General features: G+C 65.1%; 15 protein-coding genes and 1 riboswitch. Of the genes, 10 read left to right on the top strand and 5 right to left on the bottom strand.

The genetic code is table 11. The features are described 5' to 3' along the window. The first annotated feature begins 60 nt into the window (after positions 1–60). Positions 61–651: a hypothetical protein gene (locus tag MTR65_RS03715; protein ID WP_243797175.1), complete on the top strand. Its 591-nt coding sequence runs from the start codon at positions 61–63 to the stop codon at positions 649–651. On the opposite strand, the gene MTR65_RS03710 is transcribed toward MTR65_RS03715, so the two are convergent. Beyond that, the gene (locus MTR65_RS03710) at positions 652–1,107 is read right to left on the bottom strand and encodes a DUF3237 domain-containing protein (RefSeq protein WP_243797173.1); all 456 of its coding nucleotides are present in this window, start codon (positions 1,105–1,107) and stop codon (positions 652–654) included. Beyond that, positions 1,104–2,411, bottom strand: a complete 1,308-nt coding sequence (locus MTR65_RS03705) for a flavin-dependent oxidoreductase (RefSeq protein ID WP_243797170.1) — start codon at positions 2,409–2,411, stop codon at positions 1,104–1,106. Before MTR65_RS03705 ends, MTR65_RS03710 begins: the two co-directional genes overlap by 4 nt. A 252-nt stretch (positions 2,412–2,663) precedes the next feature. Between MTR65_RS03705 and rpiB the strand changes: the two genes are divergently transcribed. From rpiB to MTR65_RS03665, 8 genes are all read left to right on the top strand, one after another. Beyond that, positions 2,664–3,101, top strand: a complete 438-nt coding sequence (gene rpiB, locus MTR65_RS03700) for a ribose 5-phosphate isomerase B (protein ID WP_243797168.1) — start codon at positions 2,664–2,666, stop codon at positions 3,099–3,101. A 20-nt stretch (positions 3,102–3,121) separates the two neighbouring features. Continuing rightward, the gene (glyA, locus tag MTR65_RS03695) at positions 3,122–4,420 is read left to right on the top strand and encodes a serine hydroxymethyltransferase (protein ID WP_243797165.1); all 1,299 of its coding nucleotides are present in this window, start codon (positions 3,122–3,124) and stop codon (positions 4,418–4,420) included. A gap of 4 nt (positions 4,421–4,424) precedes the next feature. Then, on the top strand, positions 4,425–4,652 hold the full coding sequence (locus MTR65_RS03690; protein WP_039393887.1) for a hypothetical protein: 228 nt from the start codon (positions 4,425–4,427) through the stop codon (positions 4,650–4,652). A gap of 37 nt (positions 4,653–4,689) precedes the next feature. Next, positions 4,690–5,178: a transcriptional regulator NrdR gene (nrdR, locus tag MTR65_RS03685; protein ID WP_243797162.1), complete on the top strand. Its 489-nt coding sequence runs from the start codon at positions 4,690–4,692 to the stop codon at positions 5,176–5,178. Then, complete coding sequence (locus MTR65_RS03680; protein WP_243797160.1) at positions 5,171–5,947, top strand: RNA methyltransferase; 777 nt, start codon at positions 5,171–5,173, stop codon at positions 5,945–5,947. Before nrdR ends, MTR65_RS03680 begins: the two co-directional genes overlap by 8 nt. Positions 5,948–6,054: 107 nt before the next feature. Next, positions 6,055–6,160, top strand: a riboswitch (SAM-I-IV-variant riboswitch). A 39-nt stretch (positions 6,161–6,199) separates the two neighbouring features. After that, on the top strand, positions 6,200–7,126 hold the full coding sequence (locus tag MTR65_RS03675; RefSeq protein WP_243797158.1) for a homoserine O-succinyltransferase: 927 nt from the start codon (positions 6,200–6,202) through the stop codon (positions 7,124–7,126). Between the two features lie 243 nt (positions 7,127–7,369). Beyond that, positions 7,370–7,981 (top strand): 30S ribosomal protein S4, encoded by a 612-nt coding sequence (gene rpsD / locus MTR65_RS03670; protein WP_148626548.1) that lies wholly within the window; start codon positions 7,370–7,372, stop codon positions 7,979–7,981. 146 nt (positions 7,982–8,127) lie between these two features. Continuing rightward, a complete protein-coding gene (locus MTR65_RS03665) occupies positions 8,128–8,316 on the top strand; it encodes a hypothetical protein (RefSeq protein WP_243797156.1) in 189 nt (62 codons plus the stop codon). Positions 8,317–8,329: 13 nt separating this feature from the next. Here the strand turns inward: MTR65_RS03665 and MTR65_RS03660 are convergent, their stop codons facing one another. From MTR65_RS03660 to MTR65_RS03650, 3 genes are all read right to left on the bottom strand, one after another. Further along, positions 8,330–10,321 carry a S9 family peptidase gene (locus tag MTR65_RS03660; protein ID WP_243797154.1) on the bottom strand — a complete coding sequence of 664 codons (1,992 nt, stop codon included), beginning with the start codon at positions 10,319–10,321 and terminating at the stop codon, positions 8,330–8,332. 144 nt (positions 10,322–10,465) lie between these two features. After that, the gene (locus tag MTR65_RS03655; RefSeq protein ID WP_243797153.1) at positions 10,466–11,101 is read right to left on the bottom strand and encodes a ParA family protein; all 636 of its coding nucleotides are present in this window, start codon (positions 11,099–11,101) and stop codon (positions 10,466–10,468) included. Between the two features lie 107 nt (positions 11,102–11,208). Further along, positions 11,209–12,369: a L,D-transpeptidase family protein gene (locus MTR65_RS03650; RefSeq protein ID WP_268739216.1), complete on the bottom strand. Its 1,161-nt coding sequence runs from the start codon at positions 12,367–12,369 to the stop codon at positions 11,209–11,211. 81 nt (positions 12,370–12,450) lie between these two features. On the opposite strand from MTR65_RS03650, the gene MTR65_RS03645 reads away from it, so the two are divergent. Continuing rightward, entirely contained in the window at positions 12,451–13,050 is a 600-nt protein-coding gene (locus tag MTR65_RS03645; RefSeq protein ID WP_243797148.1) for a murein L,D-transpeptidase catalytic domain family protein, read from the top strand. The last annotated feature ends 90 nt before the right edge of the window (positions 13,051–13,140 follow it).

Raw genomic sequence — 13,140 nt, 5'->3', positions numbered from 1 at the left:
CTTTGCGATTGGAAAGGCTCATCTTTTGTGCTTGGTATCCCCGAAGGGGGACATCGATTTATGCGCGGCACCTTACGACTTGCGGTCTGTCTGAGCCTGCTCACCTGCGGCATGACAGCAAGCGCCCAAGAGCAGAGCACCACACGGCGAACTACCGCCACAACGCGTGGTGATAGCCAGCAACTGGCCAGGCGGGTGACAGCGGCTGCCTATCCTCGCGACGTCCGCAACCGGGAGATGGACCGTATCGTGGACACGGCTCTCGACGATATTCGCGCAAGCTACGCCTTTGCAGACACAGCTCCGCCCTTTGCCCGCGACATGATCGAGGAGCATCTTGCCCGATTTTCCGCAGAGATGCGCAGGTTCGCCTACGACACGATCGCGCTTCGCATGACGCAGTTGCTCGAACGCGAGTTCGCTCGCAGGTTCAATCGCCTGTCGTTGCTCGCGCTGGACGCGCGGACCGGCACAGCTCAAGGTCAGGAGAGCCTTCAGCAGATCGGCCGGGAAATCTACACGAATGATCCCGGCATCCTTGAAACCGAAGACGCTATCGTTCGGACCTTCGTGGCCGCCGAGCGCGATAAATCACGGCAGTTGCGCCAGAACATTCGTGACATTCAGGCTGGCCGCATTCTCAGCCCCTGATCAACCGACGCGGTGGACCGAGAGGTAGACCGTGGATCCCGTCTTGCCGCCTGCGGCCACGAACAGCGAACGATTGACCCACGCATAATCCGGGTGCCCGGTGTCGAGCCGGATCGCGGTCCGCATGTAGTATTCCGAAAACTCGAGTGTTTCGCCCGCCGCGATGCGTTCGGCCGCCTCGGGCGGCATATGGCGCAATCCCTGGCTGATGACCTCGATCACCGCGCCGTCATCCGTTTCAATGGCGTAGCGGGCATCGAGATAGGCAACATCGTCGGTGCGCACGGTCTGCCAGTCGGCGCCGATGGCGAGCAGCTTTCCGTTGATCGCCTTGCCCGTCACGCGCCCGCCGACAATGGGAATGATGCGGCGGGTGCCCTGGGCGTTTTCACCCATCTCGTGTGGGGGCGAAAGCTCGACCTCGAATTCGCAGATATGCTCCAGCGTGGGGGTCACTGTAGTTTCTCCTCGATCTTGTGGGCACCCTCGACGCGCGCGCCGGGTGCAATGGTGGCGGGCGATGCGTTCAGTTCCTGCATCGCGAAGCCCGCCGCGCGCTGGTAGGCGCGCATGAATTCCTCCCGCTCGGCCTTGGGGATCACGTCCTCGATATCCTCGAAAATGCCGCCGCAGCGCTCCTCGACCATACCCAGCAGACCAAAAGGCCCGGCCCCTCGGTTGCGCAGCGCCAACTGGCCGACCGGCGCGCAGTAGCGGGCATCGAACGCGGCCAGCGCCTCGGCGCCCACACCCATTTCAAGGAACAACGCGCCGATCCGGCGCGCATCCATGATCGCCTGCGACGCGCCATTGGAACCTGTCGGGTACATCGGATGCGCGGCATCGCCCATCAGCGCGACCGGCCCATCGACCCAGGTCGGGATCGGATCGCGGTCGATCATCGGGTTCTCGTAGGCCACGTCCGCGCCTGCGATTAGCGCGGGCAAATCGATCCAGTCGTAGACGAAATCGGTGAAGTGATGGGCAAAGCTCTCGACGTCGACCGGGCGGAACCAGCCCAGGCTCTGCCAGTCATGGTCCTCATCGAAGGTCTGCTCGGCGATCCAGTTCACGTCGCACAGGCCCTCGGCATCCGGTTGCGAGATCGGGTAGATGACGACGCGGTGGCGCGCCGTGCCCAGTCCCACGAACGACGACCCGGTGCGAATGGCCTTGGCGCGCGTGGTGCCGCGCCACATGACCGTGCCGCCCCAGTGGATCGGCGCCTGGTCCGGGTGCATCTGGGCACGCACGCTCGAATGAATACCGTCCGCGCCGAACAGGAGCGTGCCGTGCTCCTCGACCTCGGTGCCATCGGCAAGGCGGCACAGCGCGGTGACCGAGCCATCCGCCTCCTTGCGGTACCCCGTGACGCGCTGGCCCAGGCGCACCTTGTCCGCGCCAAGCCGGGCAATCGCGGTTTCATGCAGCAGCATGTGGAAGCGCCCGCGATGCACCGCATACTGGTCCCAATGATATCCGGCCAGGCGTCCGCGCGGCTCGCTGTAGATCTCGCGCCCGTTGAGGCCGACCAGCGCCCATTCCTTGGCTGGAATGCCGATGGTGTCCATCATCGCCTGGTCAATGCCAAGGTCGGCCAGTTCGCGCACCGCGTTGGGCTGCAGATTGATCCCGACGCCCAGGGGACGGGGCTCGCGCACGCTTTCCAGGACGAGGCAGTCAACGCCAATCTGGTCGAGGGTCAGGGCGAGGCAAAGGCCTCCGATACCGCCTCCGGCGATGAGAACGCGTGGTTGCACCCTGACTTTCCTTCTTTCGCTGCGCATTATCGGCCCCATTCGGCAAGTTTCTTGCGCGACCGGGTGGGGCGCGCGTACACCGAGGCTGGCCGCGACGCAACCAGATGCACCTCGCCCACCCAACCCTTCTCTCCGGCACGCAGCCATTCTTGCCCAACAATCAAAGATAAGCGCTCAGGGACTCGCAAAACGACACCGCGATGACTAAGGGGGCGCTATCAACTCCTCTCTCTGTCAAAAGATCCATTCGCCATGCGTATTGCCATTGCTTCCGATCATGCCGCCGTGGACCTCAAGGCCACGCTGCGCGACTATCTTATCGAACTGAACCACGAAGTGGCTGATCTCGGCCCCGAAACGGCCGACCGCGTCGACTACCCCGACTACGGCTACCTGCTCGGCTCGGTCGTCGCCGACGGCACCGCCGACTACGGTGTAGCGCTGTGCGGTTCGGGTATCGGCATCTCGATGGCGGTCAACCGCAACCCGGCCTGCCGCTGCGCGCTCGTCTCCGAGCCCCTCTCGGCCGCCCTTGCGCGTGAGCACAACAACGCGAACTGCATTGCGATGGGTGCGCGCCTGACCGGGATCGACATGGCCAAGGCCTGCCTCGACGCCTTCCTTTCGACCGAGTTCGGTGGCGGACGCCACGCTGGACGCGTCGAGAAGCTCTCCAACCCTCCCGCCTGAACCCAAGGGGCCCTTCGAACATGACCGTTGATACCGCAATCCGTTCCCCCGGCTTCTTCACCGACAGCGTGGCCGACAGCGATCCCGCGATCGCCGCCGCGATCGGCAAGGAACTGAAGCGCGAACGCAAGCAGATCGAACTGATCGCGTCGGAAAACATCGTCTCCAAGGCCGTCCTGGAGGCGCAGGGCTCGGTGCTGACCAACAAGTACGCCGAAGGCTACCCGGGCAAGCGCTACTACCAGGGCTGTGAACCCTCGGACGTGGTCGAGAGCCTCGCCATCGAGCGCGCCAAGGAGCTGTTCGGCTGCGAATTCGCCAATGTCCAGCCCCACTCGGGCGCGCAGGCCAACGGCGCGGTTCTCCTCGCCACGGTCAAGCCGGGCGACACGATCCTGGGCATGAGCCTCGATGCCGGTGGCCACCTCACCCATGGCGCCCGCGCGGCGCTGTCGGGCAAGTGGTTCAACGCGGTCCAGTACGGCGTGACCAAGGACACCCACCTCATCGACTACGACGAGGTCCAGAAGCTGGCGAGTGAACACCAGCCCAAGCTCATCATCGCGGGCGGCTCGGCCTATCCGCGCGTGATCGATTTCAAGCGCATGCGCGAGATCGCCGATAGCGTGGGCGCCATCTTCCAGGTCGACATGGCGCACTTCGCCGGTCTGGTCGCGGCGGGTCTGCACCCCTCACCCTTCCCCTACGCGCACATCGCGACCACCACCACGCACAAGACCCTGCGCGGTCCGCGCGGCGGCATGATCCTCACCAACGACGAGAAGCTCGCCAAGAAGATCAACTCGGCGGTCTTCCCGGGTCTCCAGGGTGGTCCTCTGATGCACGTCATCGCCGCCAAGGCCGTGGCCTTCGGGGAAGCCCTGCGCCCCGAGTTCAAGGACTACGCGGCCAAGGTGATCGAGAACGCCAAGGTGCTGGCCGACACGCTCAAGGAGCGCGGCGCGGCCATCGTCTCGGGCGGCACCGACACCCACGTGGCTCTTGTCGACCTCTCGCCGCTCGGCGTGACCGGCAAGGACGCGGACGAGGCGCTCGAGCGTGCGGGCATCACCTGCAACAAGAACGGCATCCCCTTCGATCCGCTGCCGCCGATGAAGACCAGCGGCATCCGCGTCGGCACGCCGGCGGGCACGACCCGCGGTTTCGGCCCGGAAGAGTTCCGTGAAATCGGCAACATGGTCGCCGATGTCCTCGACGGTCTCGCCAAGTGCGGCGAGGCAGGCGATGCGCAGGTGGAACAGAACGTGCGCGCGCGCGTAGAAGCCTTGTGTGACCGCTTCCCGATCTACGAGGACTAAAACCATGACCGACCCCCAGCGCCCCAACGACACTGGCGACTTCGTGACCGATGCACGCCTTGAACTTTCCGGAATGCTGCGCGATGGCCTCGACCATCCCTCGACCCGGCCGGTTCTCGTCTGGGGGGCGCTGGGTGCGGTGGCAGGCGCAGCCCTGCCCTTCGTCTCGGTGGGCCTCGGCCTTGCCGCAGGCGCCGGATACAAGTTCTACAAGCGCGTGCGGCCCGACTGAGGCCGCGCCCGCTCCCTTTTTGAAACGATAGGCCCGAATGCGCTGCCCTTTCTGCGCCCATGACGATTCCCAGGTAAAGGACAGCCGTCCGGCCGAGGACAACGCCGCGATCCGCCGCCGCCGCCAGTGCTCCAGCTGCGGCGCGCGCTTCACCACGTTCGAACGGGTGCAGCTGCGTGAGATCACGGTGCTCAAGTCCGGCGAGGAAGGCGAGGAACGGCGCGAGCCCTTCGATCGCCTCAAGATCGAGAAATCGGTCTCGCTCGCCTGCCGCAAGCGCGGGATCGACCGCGAGCGGATCGACCAGCTCGTCTCGGGCGTCCAGCGCCAGATCGAGACCACCGGTGACGCCGAAATCCACTCGCGCGAGATCGGCGAGATGGTGATGGACGGCCTGCGCCAGCTCGACTCGGTCGCCTACATCCGCTTCGCCTCGGTCTACCGCGCCTTCAATGAGGCCCGCGACTTCGAGGAATTTGCAGGCACCGTGCGCGACGTGGCGACAGGCGACACCCAGAATGACTGACACCCCCACCCCTTCCGCGCCGACGTTCGGCACCGTTCCCGAAGACCGCAAGCCCATCGTGGTGCTCGTGCGTCCGCAGCTGGGCGAGAACATCGGCAAGGCCGCGCGCGCCATGCTGAACTTCGGGCTCACCGAAATGCGCCTCGTTTCGCCACGCGACGGCTGGCCCAACCCTTCGGCAGGCCCTGCCGCGGCAGGTGCCAACGTGATCCTCGAAGAGGCGCAAGTTTACGAGACGCTGGCCGATGCCGTGGCGGACTGCACCAATGTCTATGCCACCACCGTGCGCAAGCGCGGCGTGACCAAGCGCGTGGTGACGCCGGAAGAAGCTGCGGGCGAAATCTACGCCGAGCCGGGCCGCTCGGCCTTCGTGTTCGGGCCTGAACGCTCGGGGCTCGAAACCGAGGACGTGGCGCTCGCGCGCTCGATCCTCACCGTCCCGATTAACCCGGAATTTGCCTCGCTCAACCTCGCGCAGGCCGTGATCCTGTGCGCCTATGAGTGGTCGAAGGGCGCAGGCCTGTCCCAGCCCACGCAGGAAGAAGTCCTCCCGCCTGCACCGCAGGACGAACTGGAAGGGCTCATCGGCCATTTCGAGAAGCTGCTCGAACCCAAGAACTACTTCTGGCCCGAGACCCGCGCCGAGGCGAACCGCCTGACGCTGCGCAACCTCCTCACCAAGCCCGCGTGGAACCACCTGGAAGTGCGCACCATGCGCGGTGTCCTCTCCACGCTCGAGAAGGCCCGGCGCCCACGCGGCGAAGACTAAGCGCCCCTTCGGGCGTTGCGCCCTGTCCCGCAACGCCCGCTCACCCATTTTCAACCCGTTTTGCGTAAAATCCCGTTTTGCTTTTGCACGGCTGGGTGTATGGGCACATCCAGCATCAAGAGTTGGGGCGACGCCCAACGCCAACCTGCCGTTCCGGGCAAGGTGGTACTCCGCAAGGAGGATGTGGCCGTCCCGGCAAGCAAACGGACACGCCACATTTCGCGTCGCTTCCGCCCAGGAGTACGACGTCAAATGCCGATCAAGATCCCCGACGACCTGCCCGCACGCCAGACCCTCGAAGCCGAGGGCGTGACGGTCATGGGCGAGGCCGACGCGGTGCGTCAGGACATTCGCCCGCTGCAGATCGGGCTGCTCAACCTCATGCCCGACAAGGTGCGCACCGAGACCCAGCTCGCGCGCCTGCTCGGCGCCACCCCGCTGCAGATCGAACTGACGCTGGTGCGCATGACCGACCATGTCTCGCGCAACACAGCACAAGACCACATGGAAGCCTTCTACCGTCCTTGGGAGGACGTGCGCGAGGAACGCTTCGACGGCTTCATCATCACCGGTGCCCCGGTCGAACGCATGCCCTACGAGGATGTGAACTACTGGGAGGAACTGCGCCAGATCCTCGCCTGGACGCAGACCAACGTCCACCGCACGCTGACCATCTGCTGGGCCGCGCAAGCCGCGCTCTACCATTTCCATGGCATCCCCAAGCGCGTGCTCGACGCCAAGGCCTACGGCCTCTACCCGCACGAGGTCCATGCCCCCGCCTCGCCCTTCCTGCGCGGCTTTGCCGATGTCTTCAACGTCCCCGTCTCGCGCTGGACAGAAGTCTGCCCCGATGCACTGGGCGCCGCCGAGCGGCTCGAGGTGCTCGCCTCCAACCCGGTCACGGGTCCGTGCCTCGTCGATGACCCCGCCCACCGCATGCTCCACATGTTCAACCATCTGGAATACGACACCGAGACGCTCGCCAACGAGTTCTTCCGCGACGGCGGAGCGCAGTTGCCGCACCGCTACTTCCCGGAAGACAACCCGAGCCGCCGCCCCCTCAATTCGTGGCGGGCCCACGGGCACCTTTTGATCGGCAACTGGATCAACGCGATCTACCAGACCACCCCCTTCGATCTGGCCACGATGGGCATGGCAGGCTCGCTCGAAGCGCTGTAAGCGGTCGGGACGCGGCCCCGTGCGCGCCGAAGGGGCGTTTGCGCTTGACTTTGCGGCCCCATCCCGTAAGGGCCAGCGCTTCACGGGACGCCTTCCCTTTCGAGAGTTGGCGCCTCCTTCGGCCCCGCACCCCGGTGAAGCGGCGGCCGCATCCGGCATTTCATGGCCGGATGGTGCGCTCCGGGAAACTAGGGATCGCCTTGCCACGGTGGCACAGGCGGCAGCAGAACGGAAAGAAACGTTATGTCGAAGCGTAAGAGCGCTAAGTACAAACTCGATCGCCGCATGGGCGAGAACATCTGGGGCCGTCCCAAGAGCTCGGTCAACCGCCGCAGCTACGGCCCGGGCCAGCACGGTCAGCGCCGCAAGGGCAAGCTGTCGGACTACGGTCTGCAGCTGCGCGCCAAGCAGAAGCTCAAGGGCTACTACGGCGACGTGACCGAGAAGCAGTTCAAGCGCACCTACCAGGAAGCGTCCTCGATGAAGGGCGACACCGGCATGAACCTGATCGGTCTCCTGGAGCAGCGTCTGGACATGGTCGTCTACCGCGCCAAGTTCGCGCCGACCATCTTCGCGGCTCGCCAGATCGTCTCGCACGGCCACATTCGCGTCAACGGTGTGAAGTGCAACATTGCTTCGCGTCGCATCCGCGTGGGTGACGTGATCTCGCTCGGTGAAAAGGCCAAGGAAATGGCTCTCGTCATCGAAGCTCAGGCTCTGCCCGAGCGCGAGATTCCCGACTATGTCGCTTCGGAAGGCGACAAGGTGACCTTCGTCCGCGTGCCCACGCTCGACGAAGTCCCCTACCCGGTGAAGATGGAACCGAACCTCGTCGTCGAGTTCTACTCGCGCTAAGAGTTCGGCTCCTTCGGGAACGAAATTCTTTCGGAAAGGGCGGTCCCCCGGGGCCGCCCTTTTTTCGTGGCAACTCGCGGAAAAGCTGCGTCATTTCATCGCGAAAAAGCGGAACCTTCACAGGCCTCGTGTATTGCGCAGGGGCAATGACCCGCTTTCGCTACATCACTCCGCACCGCACCGGCAAATGGTACCCCGATCTCGAGACCGCGCAGCGTCATGCCTGCGACATTGGCGCGGGATTCCGGGACGAACGCACCGGCCGCTTCGTCGCCTATGTCGACACCTATCTGGAGGAAGACGAAGCCGAACTCGCGCTCGGCTCCGTTTCCTGAGGGAAACCTCCGCTCAGTCGAGATTCAGCTGCGTGTGCAGGAAGGCATCGCTGTCGGCCAGGAGCTGCGTGCGCGCCTCGCTGCTGTAAAGAAAGTGATCGAGCCCATCGAACTCGACATAGCGCACCGACTTGCCGGCCTGCTCCAGCTTCTTCGCCATGACCTGGCTTTCGCGCACGCCCACGTTCTGGTCGAGCGTGCCATGGAACAGCAGCACCGGCGCCTTGATCTTCTCCGCGTTCTGCGCCGGTGAGCCTTCGCGCAGATGCGGGCCGCTGCCAATCTGCTCGCGCACCAGCGCGGCGTTGGTGAAGCCCTCGGCCTCGGCGCGCAGGATTTCAAAATCGGTGACAGGGGCGACGGCTACCACGGCCTTGAACAGGTCCGGGTCGAGCACGCCGCTCTGGAGCGCAGCGTACCCGCCGTAGGACCAGCCGAAGATCGCCAGCTTGTCCGGCGCGGCAATGCCCTGCGCCACCAGCCAGCGCCCCGCGTCATTGACATCGCCAATAGCCGTCTTCCATGACTTGAACCCATTTTCCTTGTACCATTCCGAACCGTAACCGGCGGAACCGCGGTAATTGGGCTGGAGAACGGCAAAACCGCGTGCGGCAAAGAACTGGACCATCCAGTCGAACCCCCACTCGTCGCGCGCGCTCGGCCCCCCGTGCGGCATGACGATCGCGGGCAGATCGCGGCCCGTGCTGCCCGGCGGAAGGGTCAGGTAGCCCGGGATCTGAACGCCGTCCCCGGCCGGGAACATGACCGGCTTCATCGGCGCCAGCTCCAGGTCGACCAGCTTCGGGCGCACCGGCAGGACTTCCTCAAGGCGCCGCTCGGCCTTGTTGAAGAGATAGAGCATGCCCGGCTCGGTATCGCCGGTCACGCGCAGCAGGAGGTTTTTCTCCTCGCGGTCGGCATCGACGACCCGGACAGCGACCTCTCCGGGCAGCGCGCCGGCGAGCGCCTTGGACAGCGCCCCCATCTCGGGATCGAAATAGACCTGCTCGCGCCGCTCGCGCGCATAGGAGAGACCCACAACGCGGTTGTCGCGCCCGATGCGGATGAGGCCGTCGATATCGACGACCTCATCCGCAAAGAGCTTCTCGCGCGCCAGCGAGCCATCGAGCGCGACCGCGTAGAGGCCGCGGTGCCCGTTCTCCCACGCCCATCCGAAAGCGCGGTTGCTCTTGCCATCAACGGCGAGCGGCTCGAAGCGCAGGACGCCTGTCTCCTCCGGACCACCCCAACTCGAGAGCCACTGCCATTCCCAGTCGCCGGGCGTGCGGTAGAAGAAATCCTCACTCGGCTTGAGGAGCCCGGTCGCGCCGGTCTGCTGGCGGCTCTTGACGCGAATTGTTCCATGGCCGTCGGTGATGTACCCGGTCGCGAATTCGTCGGGCTTCTCGACCCGGCGGCGGCGTCCCTTGATCGTGTCGACCATCTCGACACCAAGGCCCTCTTCCTCGTTCGCGAGGCGCGTGCCGATGGTGTTTTCCGGCACGAAGACCTTGGTCATCAGGACGCGCCCGGGCTCACCTTCCACGTCCCAGTCAATCACGCTCCCCCCGTTCTGGAAGAACGTACGCGCGCGCAGGGATTTCGTGTTCGACAGAAGCATCGCATTCTTGCCGTCATCGTCCAGCCCGAAGATGCGGGTGAAACTTGCCAGCTGCCCGGCATAGTCCACGATGTAGTGCACCTGGCAGACCAGGCGCGCATTGGTGGACCATTTGCAGAAGCGCAGTTCCCCTTCCTCGGTCGGGACGCTGGTGATGGCCGTCGGGAAACCACCCTCGGCAAGGTTGGCGACTTCGAGCACAAGGCCACCCTTGCGCGGCGAGATGAAGGCGATCTTCGTTCCGTCCGGGGACAGGCTGATCTGGGTAATATCCTCCAGAGCCCCGAACCGCGCGGCCAGCTGTTCTCCACTTTCCCCGGACTGCGCCTGTGCCTGCAGCGGCACGGCCGCCGCCATCGCCGAGCCCAGAAACAGCCCGGACACGAGCGCACGCAAACCTCTCGAAACCACCCCGAAACCCCTCATTTTCCTACTACGGAAACGGACTATGCGAGCGTCCAATGAGGCGGTCAAGTTGCCGAAATTTAATGCAAAGTAATTTCAGGGAAGAGTTGCGCAGAAAACGCACTATTCGCCCGGTCGCAGGCCCACCTGTTCGCAGACCCAGCCCCACAAGGCATCGACTTCCCCCGCCGCCTTGCCTTCGGGTTCGATTTCACGGGCGACTTCGCCGCTTCCGGCGCTGCGGTGAAAGGCCGCGCGCTCTCCGAAATGGTGAGGACTGACCGAAAGCCCGAGGTTCCGCGCAGCCTCGGCCGCCTCTTCAAGCATCCGGGTCGCGCGCGCGGGAACGGCGTTGAAGACCACGTGGGCCGGCTTGGAAGCATAGGCCATGAGCCCTGCCGTGGCCTCCAGCGCATGGAGATCGAACGCCCGCGCCTTGGTGGGAACAAGCACGATGTCGGCCACGCGCACCGCCTCGCGCGAGGCGGTATCGCCATGGGGCGGCGTGTCGATCACGATGACGTCGGCGCCGGCACGCTTGGCCCGCTCGACCGTGCTGAACAGGCGTACCGGGGGACAGGTGATGACTTCGGGCAGGAACTCGCCGCGCCAGTCTCCCCAGGCCGCGGCGGTCGCCTGGGGGTCGGTATCGATCACCTGGACCTGGTTGCCCGCGTAGACCGCGCTGGCGGCAATGTGGAGGGCGAGCGTCGTCTTGCCCGACCCGCCTTTCTGGCTGACAATCGCTATCGTGGTCATCCGGGCTGTCTCTCTTCACCCCGCTGGAGAACGTGTCCGCCCTGCGAATCAAGGCCTGGACCATGCGAATGTCCGGGCCCTGCCCCGCCTTGTCCAGTAAAAGACCTTCAGCCGCTCAGGGCACACTCGGTTTCTTGCATGGCGCCGTCAGAGGAGGCCACGGCCGCCGCCATACGCGCGTCGCGTCCGTAGATGTCGGGATAGACCTCCACCCCGGGCCCGTCCTGCGCGCGGCCAGCCGTCAAATAGGTAATGTAGACCGGCAGCGCCTTGCCCAGCGTCAGGCGAGTCTCGCGCCGTGACGCAAGGACCGCGTCGATCTCGGCGCGCGTGGCTGCGCCTTCCAGCAAGGTCGCCGCAAAGCCGAGCGCGTCCCCGGTACGGATACAGCCGTGGCTGAAGGCGCGCACCTCGCGCTCGAACAGTGCCTTGCCCGGTGTGTCGTGCATGTAGACGCTGTAGGGATTTGGCATGTCGAGCTTCATCTGGCCCAGCGCGTTGTTCGGCCCGGGCTTCTGGCGCCAACGCCCGCCCGTGCGCACGTAGCCCTTGCTGGCCGGGAACCGCCCGTTGTTCTCGCGCACGATGCTTTGCGGGATATTCCACCAAGGATTGAAGATGACCCCACGCACTTCGGCCCGGAAGGTGGGAGACGGGGTCGCAACCTTGCCCACGATGACAGGCCAGGAACCTACCTGCGCCCCCTCACGCCACAGGCGTGCCGTGAAGGCCGCCGTATTGACGAGAATGTAGTCGCGCTCCATGCGATGGGGCAGCCAGCGCCAACGCTCCATGTTGCGCGCCAGCGTGGCACGCCGCTGGGGATCGGTCTCCTGCGCAAAGGCCTGTCGCAAGGCCGCGTAGTCCGGATGGTCTGGCCATAGCGCATCCAGAAACGAGCTCAGCCCTCCCCCGGCCCGGGCCCGGGCGAGCCATGCGGCGATGTCGATCTCGGCGTCGGGGTCGGCAATGTGCCAGCCGCTCCGCATGCGCGCAGATGCCTCGCCCATAAGAGCGGTCCGGGCCAGATCGAGAGCCAGTTCCTGTGCCGCGCTGGTAATGACTTCGGTGTCACCACCCTTTCGCGCATCCTCGAGGACCGAGGTGTCGAGCAGGCGCAGACCATGCTCGGGCAAAGACCCTGCCGCCGCCTCGAGAGCGGCCAGCTCCGTCTGCGACCAGGGGGCCGTTTGCGCGTCCGCAGCTGCTCCTACGAGCGCAAATGCAAGACCCGTGGCACAAAGCAATGAATTGACATGTCTTTTCATATACAAAAGATTCGTTGTCTGAGTTTATGACTTAATATATACATATAACAGACAAACAATAAACGGGTCGGACACACAAGCATGAACTTCAACAGGCGCCACTTCCTTGGCGCGCTCGCCACGGGTGCGGCTAGCCTGGCTTCGCCCATCTCTTTTGCAGCCACTCCCAGCCGCCAGATGCCGCGTGGACTTGCGCAGGCCAAGGCCGCGCTCGACGCGCATGGCGCGCGGGTGCGTCACCGCGACATCGTGGGTCTTGTGGATTTCAGCGCCCCCTCCGGCGACCCGCGCTTCAGCCTTGTCGATATCGGCAACGGCCGGGTCATCGCGGATTTCCACGTCGCGCATGGGCGGGGCTCGGACCCGGGCAATACCGGGATGCTCCAGCGCTTCTCGAACCGCCCGGGATCGAACGCCTCGTGCCAGGGCAGCTTCCTGATCGGGGAAACCTACTATGGCAAGCATGGCCGCTCGCGCCGGATCCATGGGCTCGATCCCGAAAATTCGATGGCCTATCCGCGCGCCATCGTGATCCACGGCGCCTCCTACGTCTCGGCGGACATGGCCCGCCACACCGGGCGCGTGGGGCGCAGTCTCGGGTGCTTCACGGTGTCCCAGCGCGACATCGGCCCCGTGCTGAGCAAGCTGGCCCCGGGCCGCCTGCTCTTCGCCCACCGCTAGGACCACCATCCGGCAGGCATTGACGCCATCCGAAGCCGGTATTAGCCAAGCCCTGCAAGGACGACCTTCACCCTCGCCTCAGCGGGGGAC

The sequence above is a fragment of the Novosphingobium mangrovi genome (assembly GCF_022818885.1).
Classification (GTDB): Bacteria; Pseudomonadota; Alphaproteobacteria; order Sphingomonadales; family Sphingomonadaceae; genus Novosphingobium; species Novosphingobium mangrovi.
The sequence above is the reverse complement of the archived record's forward strand: the minus strand, read 5'-3'. Positions and strand labels throughout refer to the sequence as shown.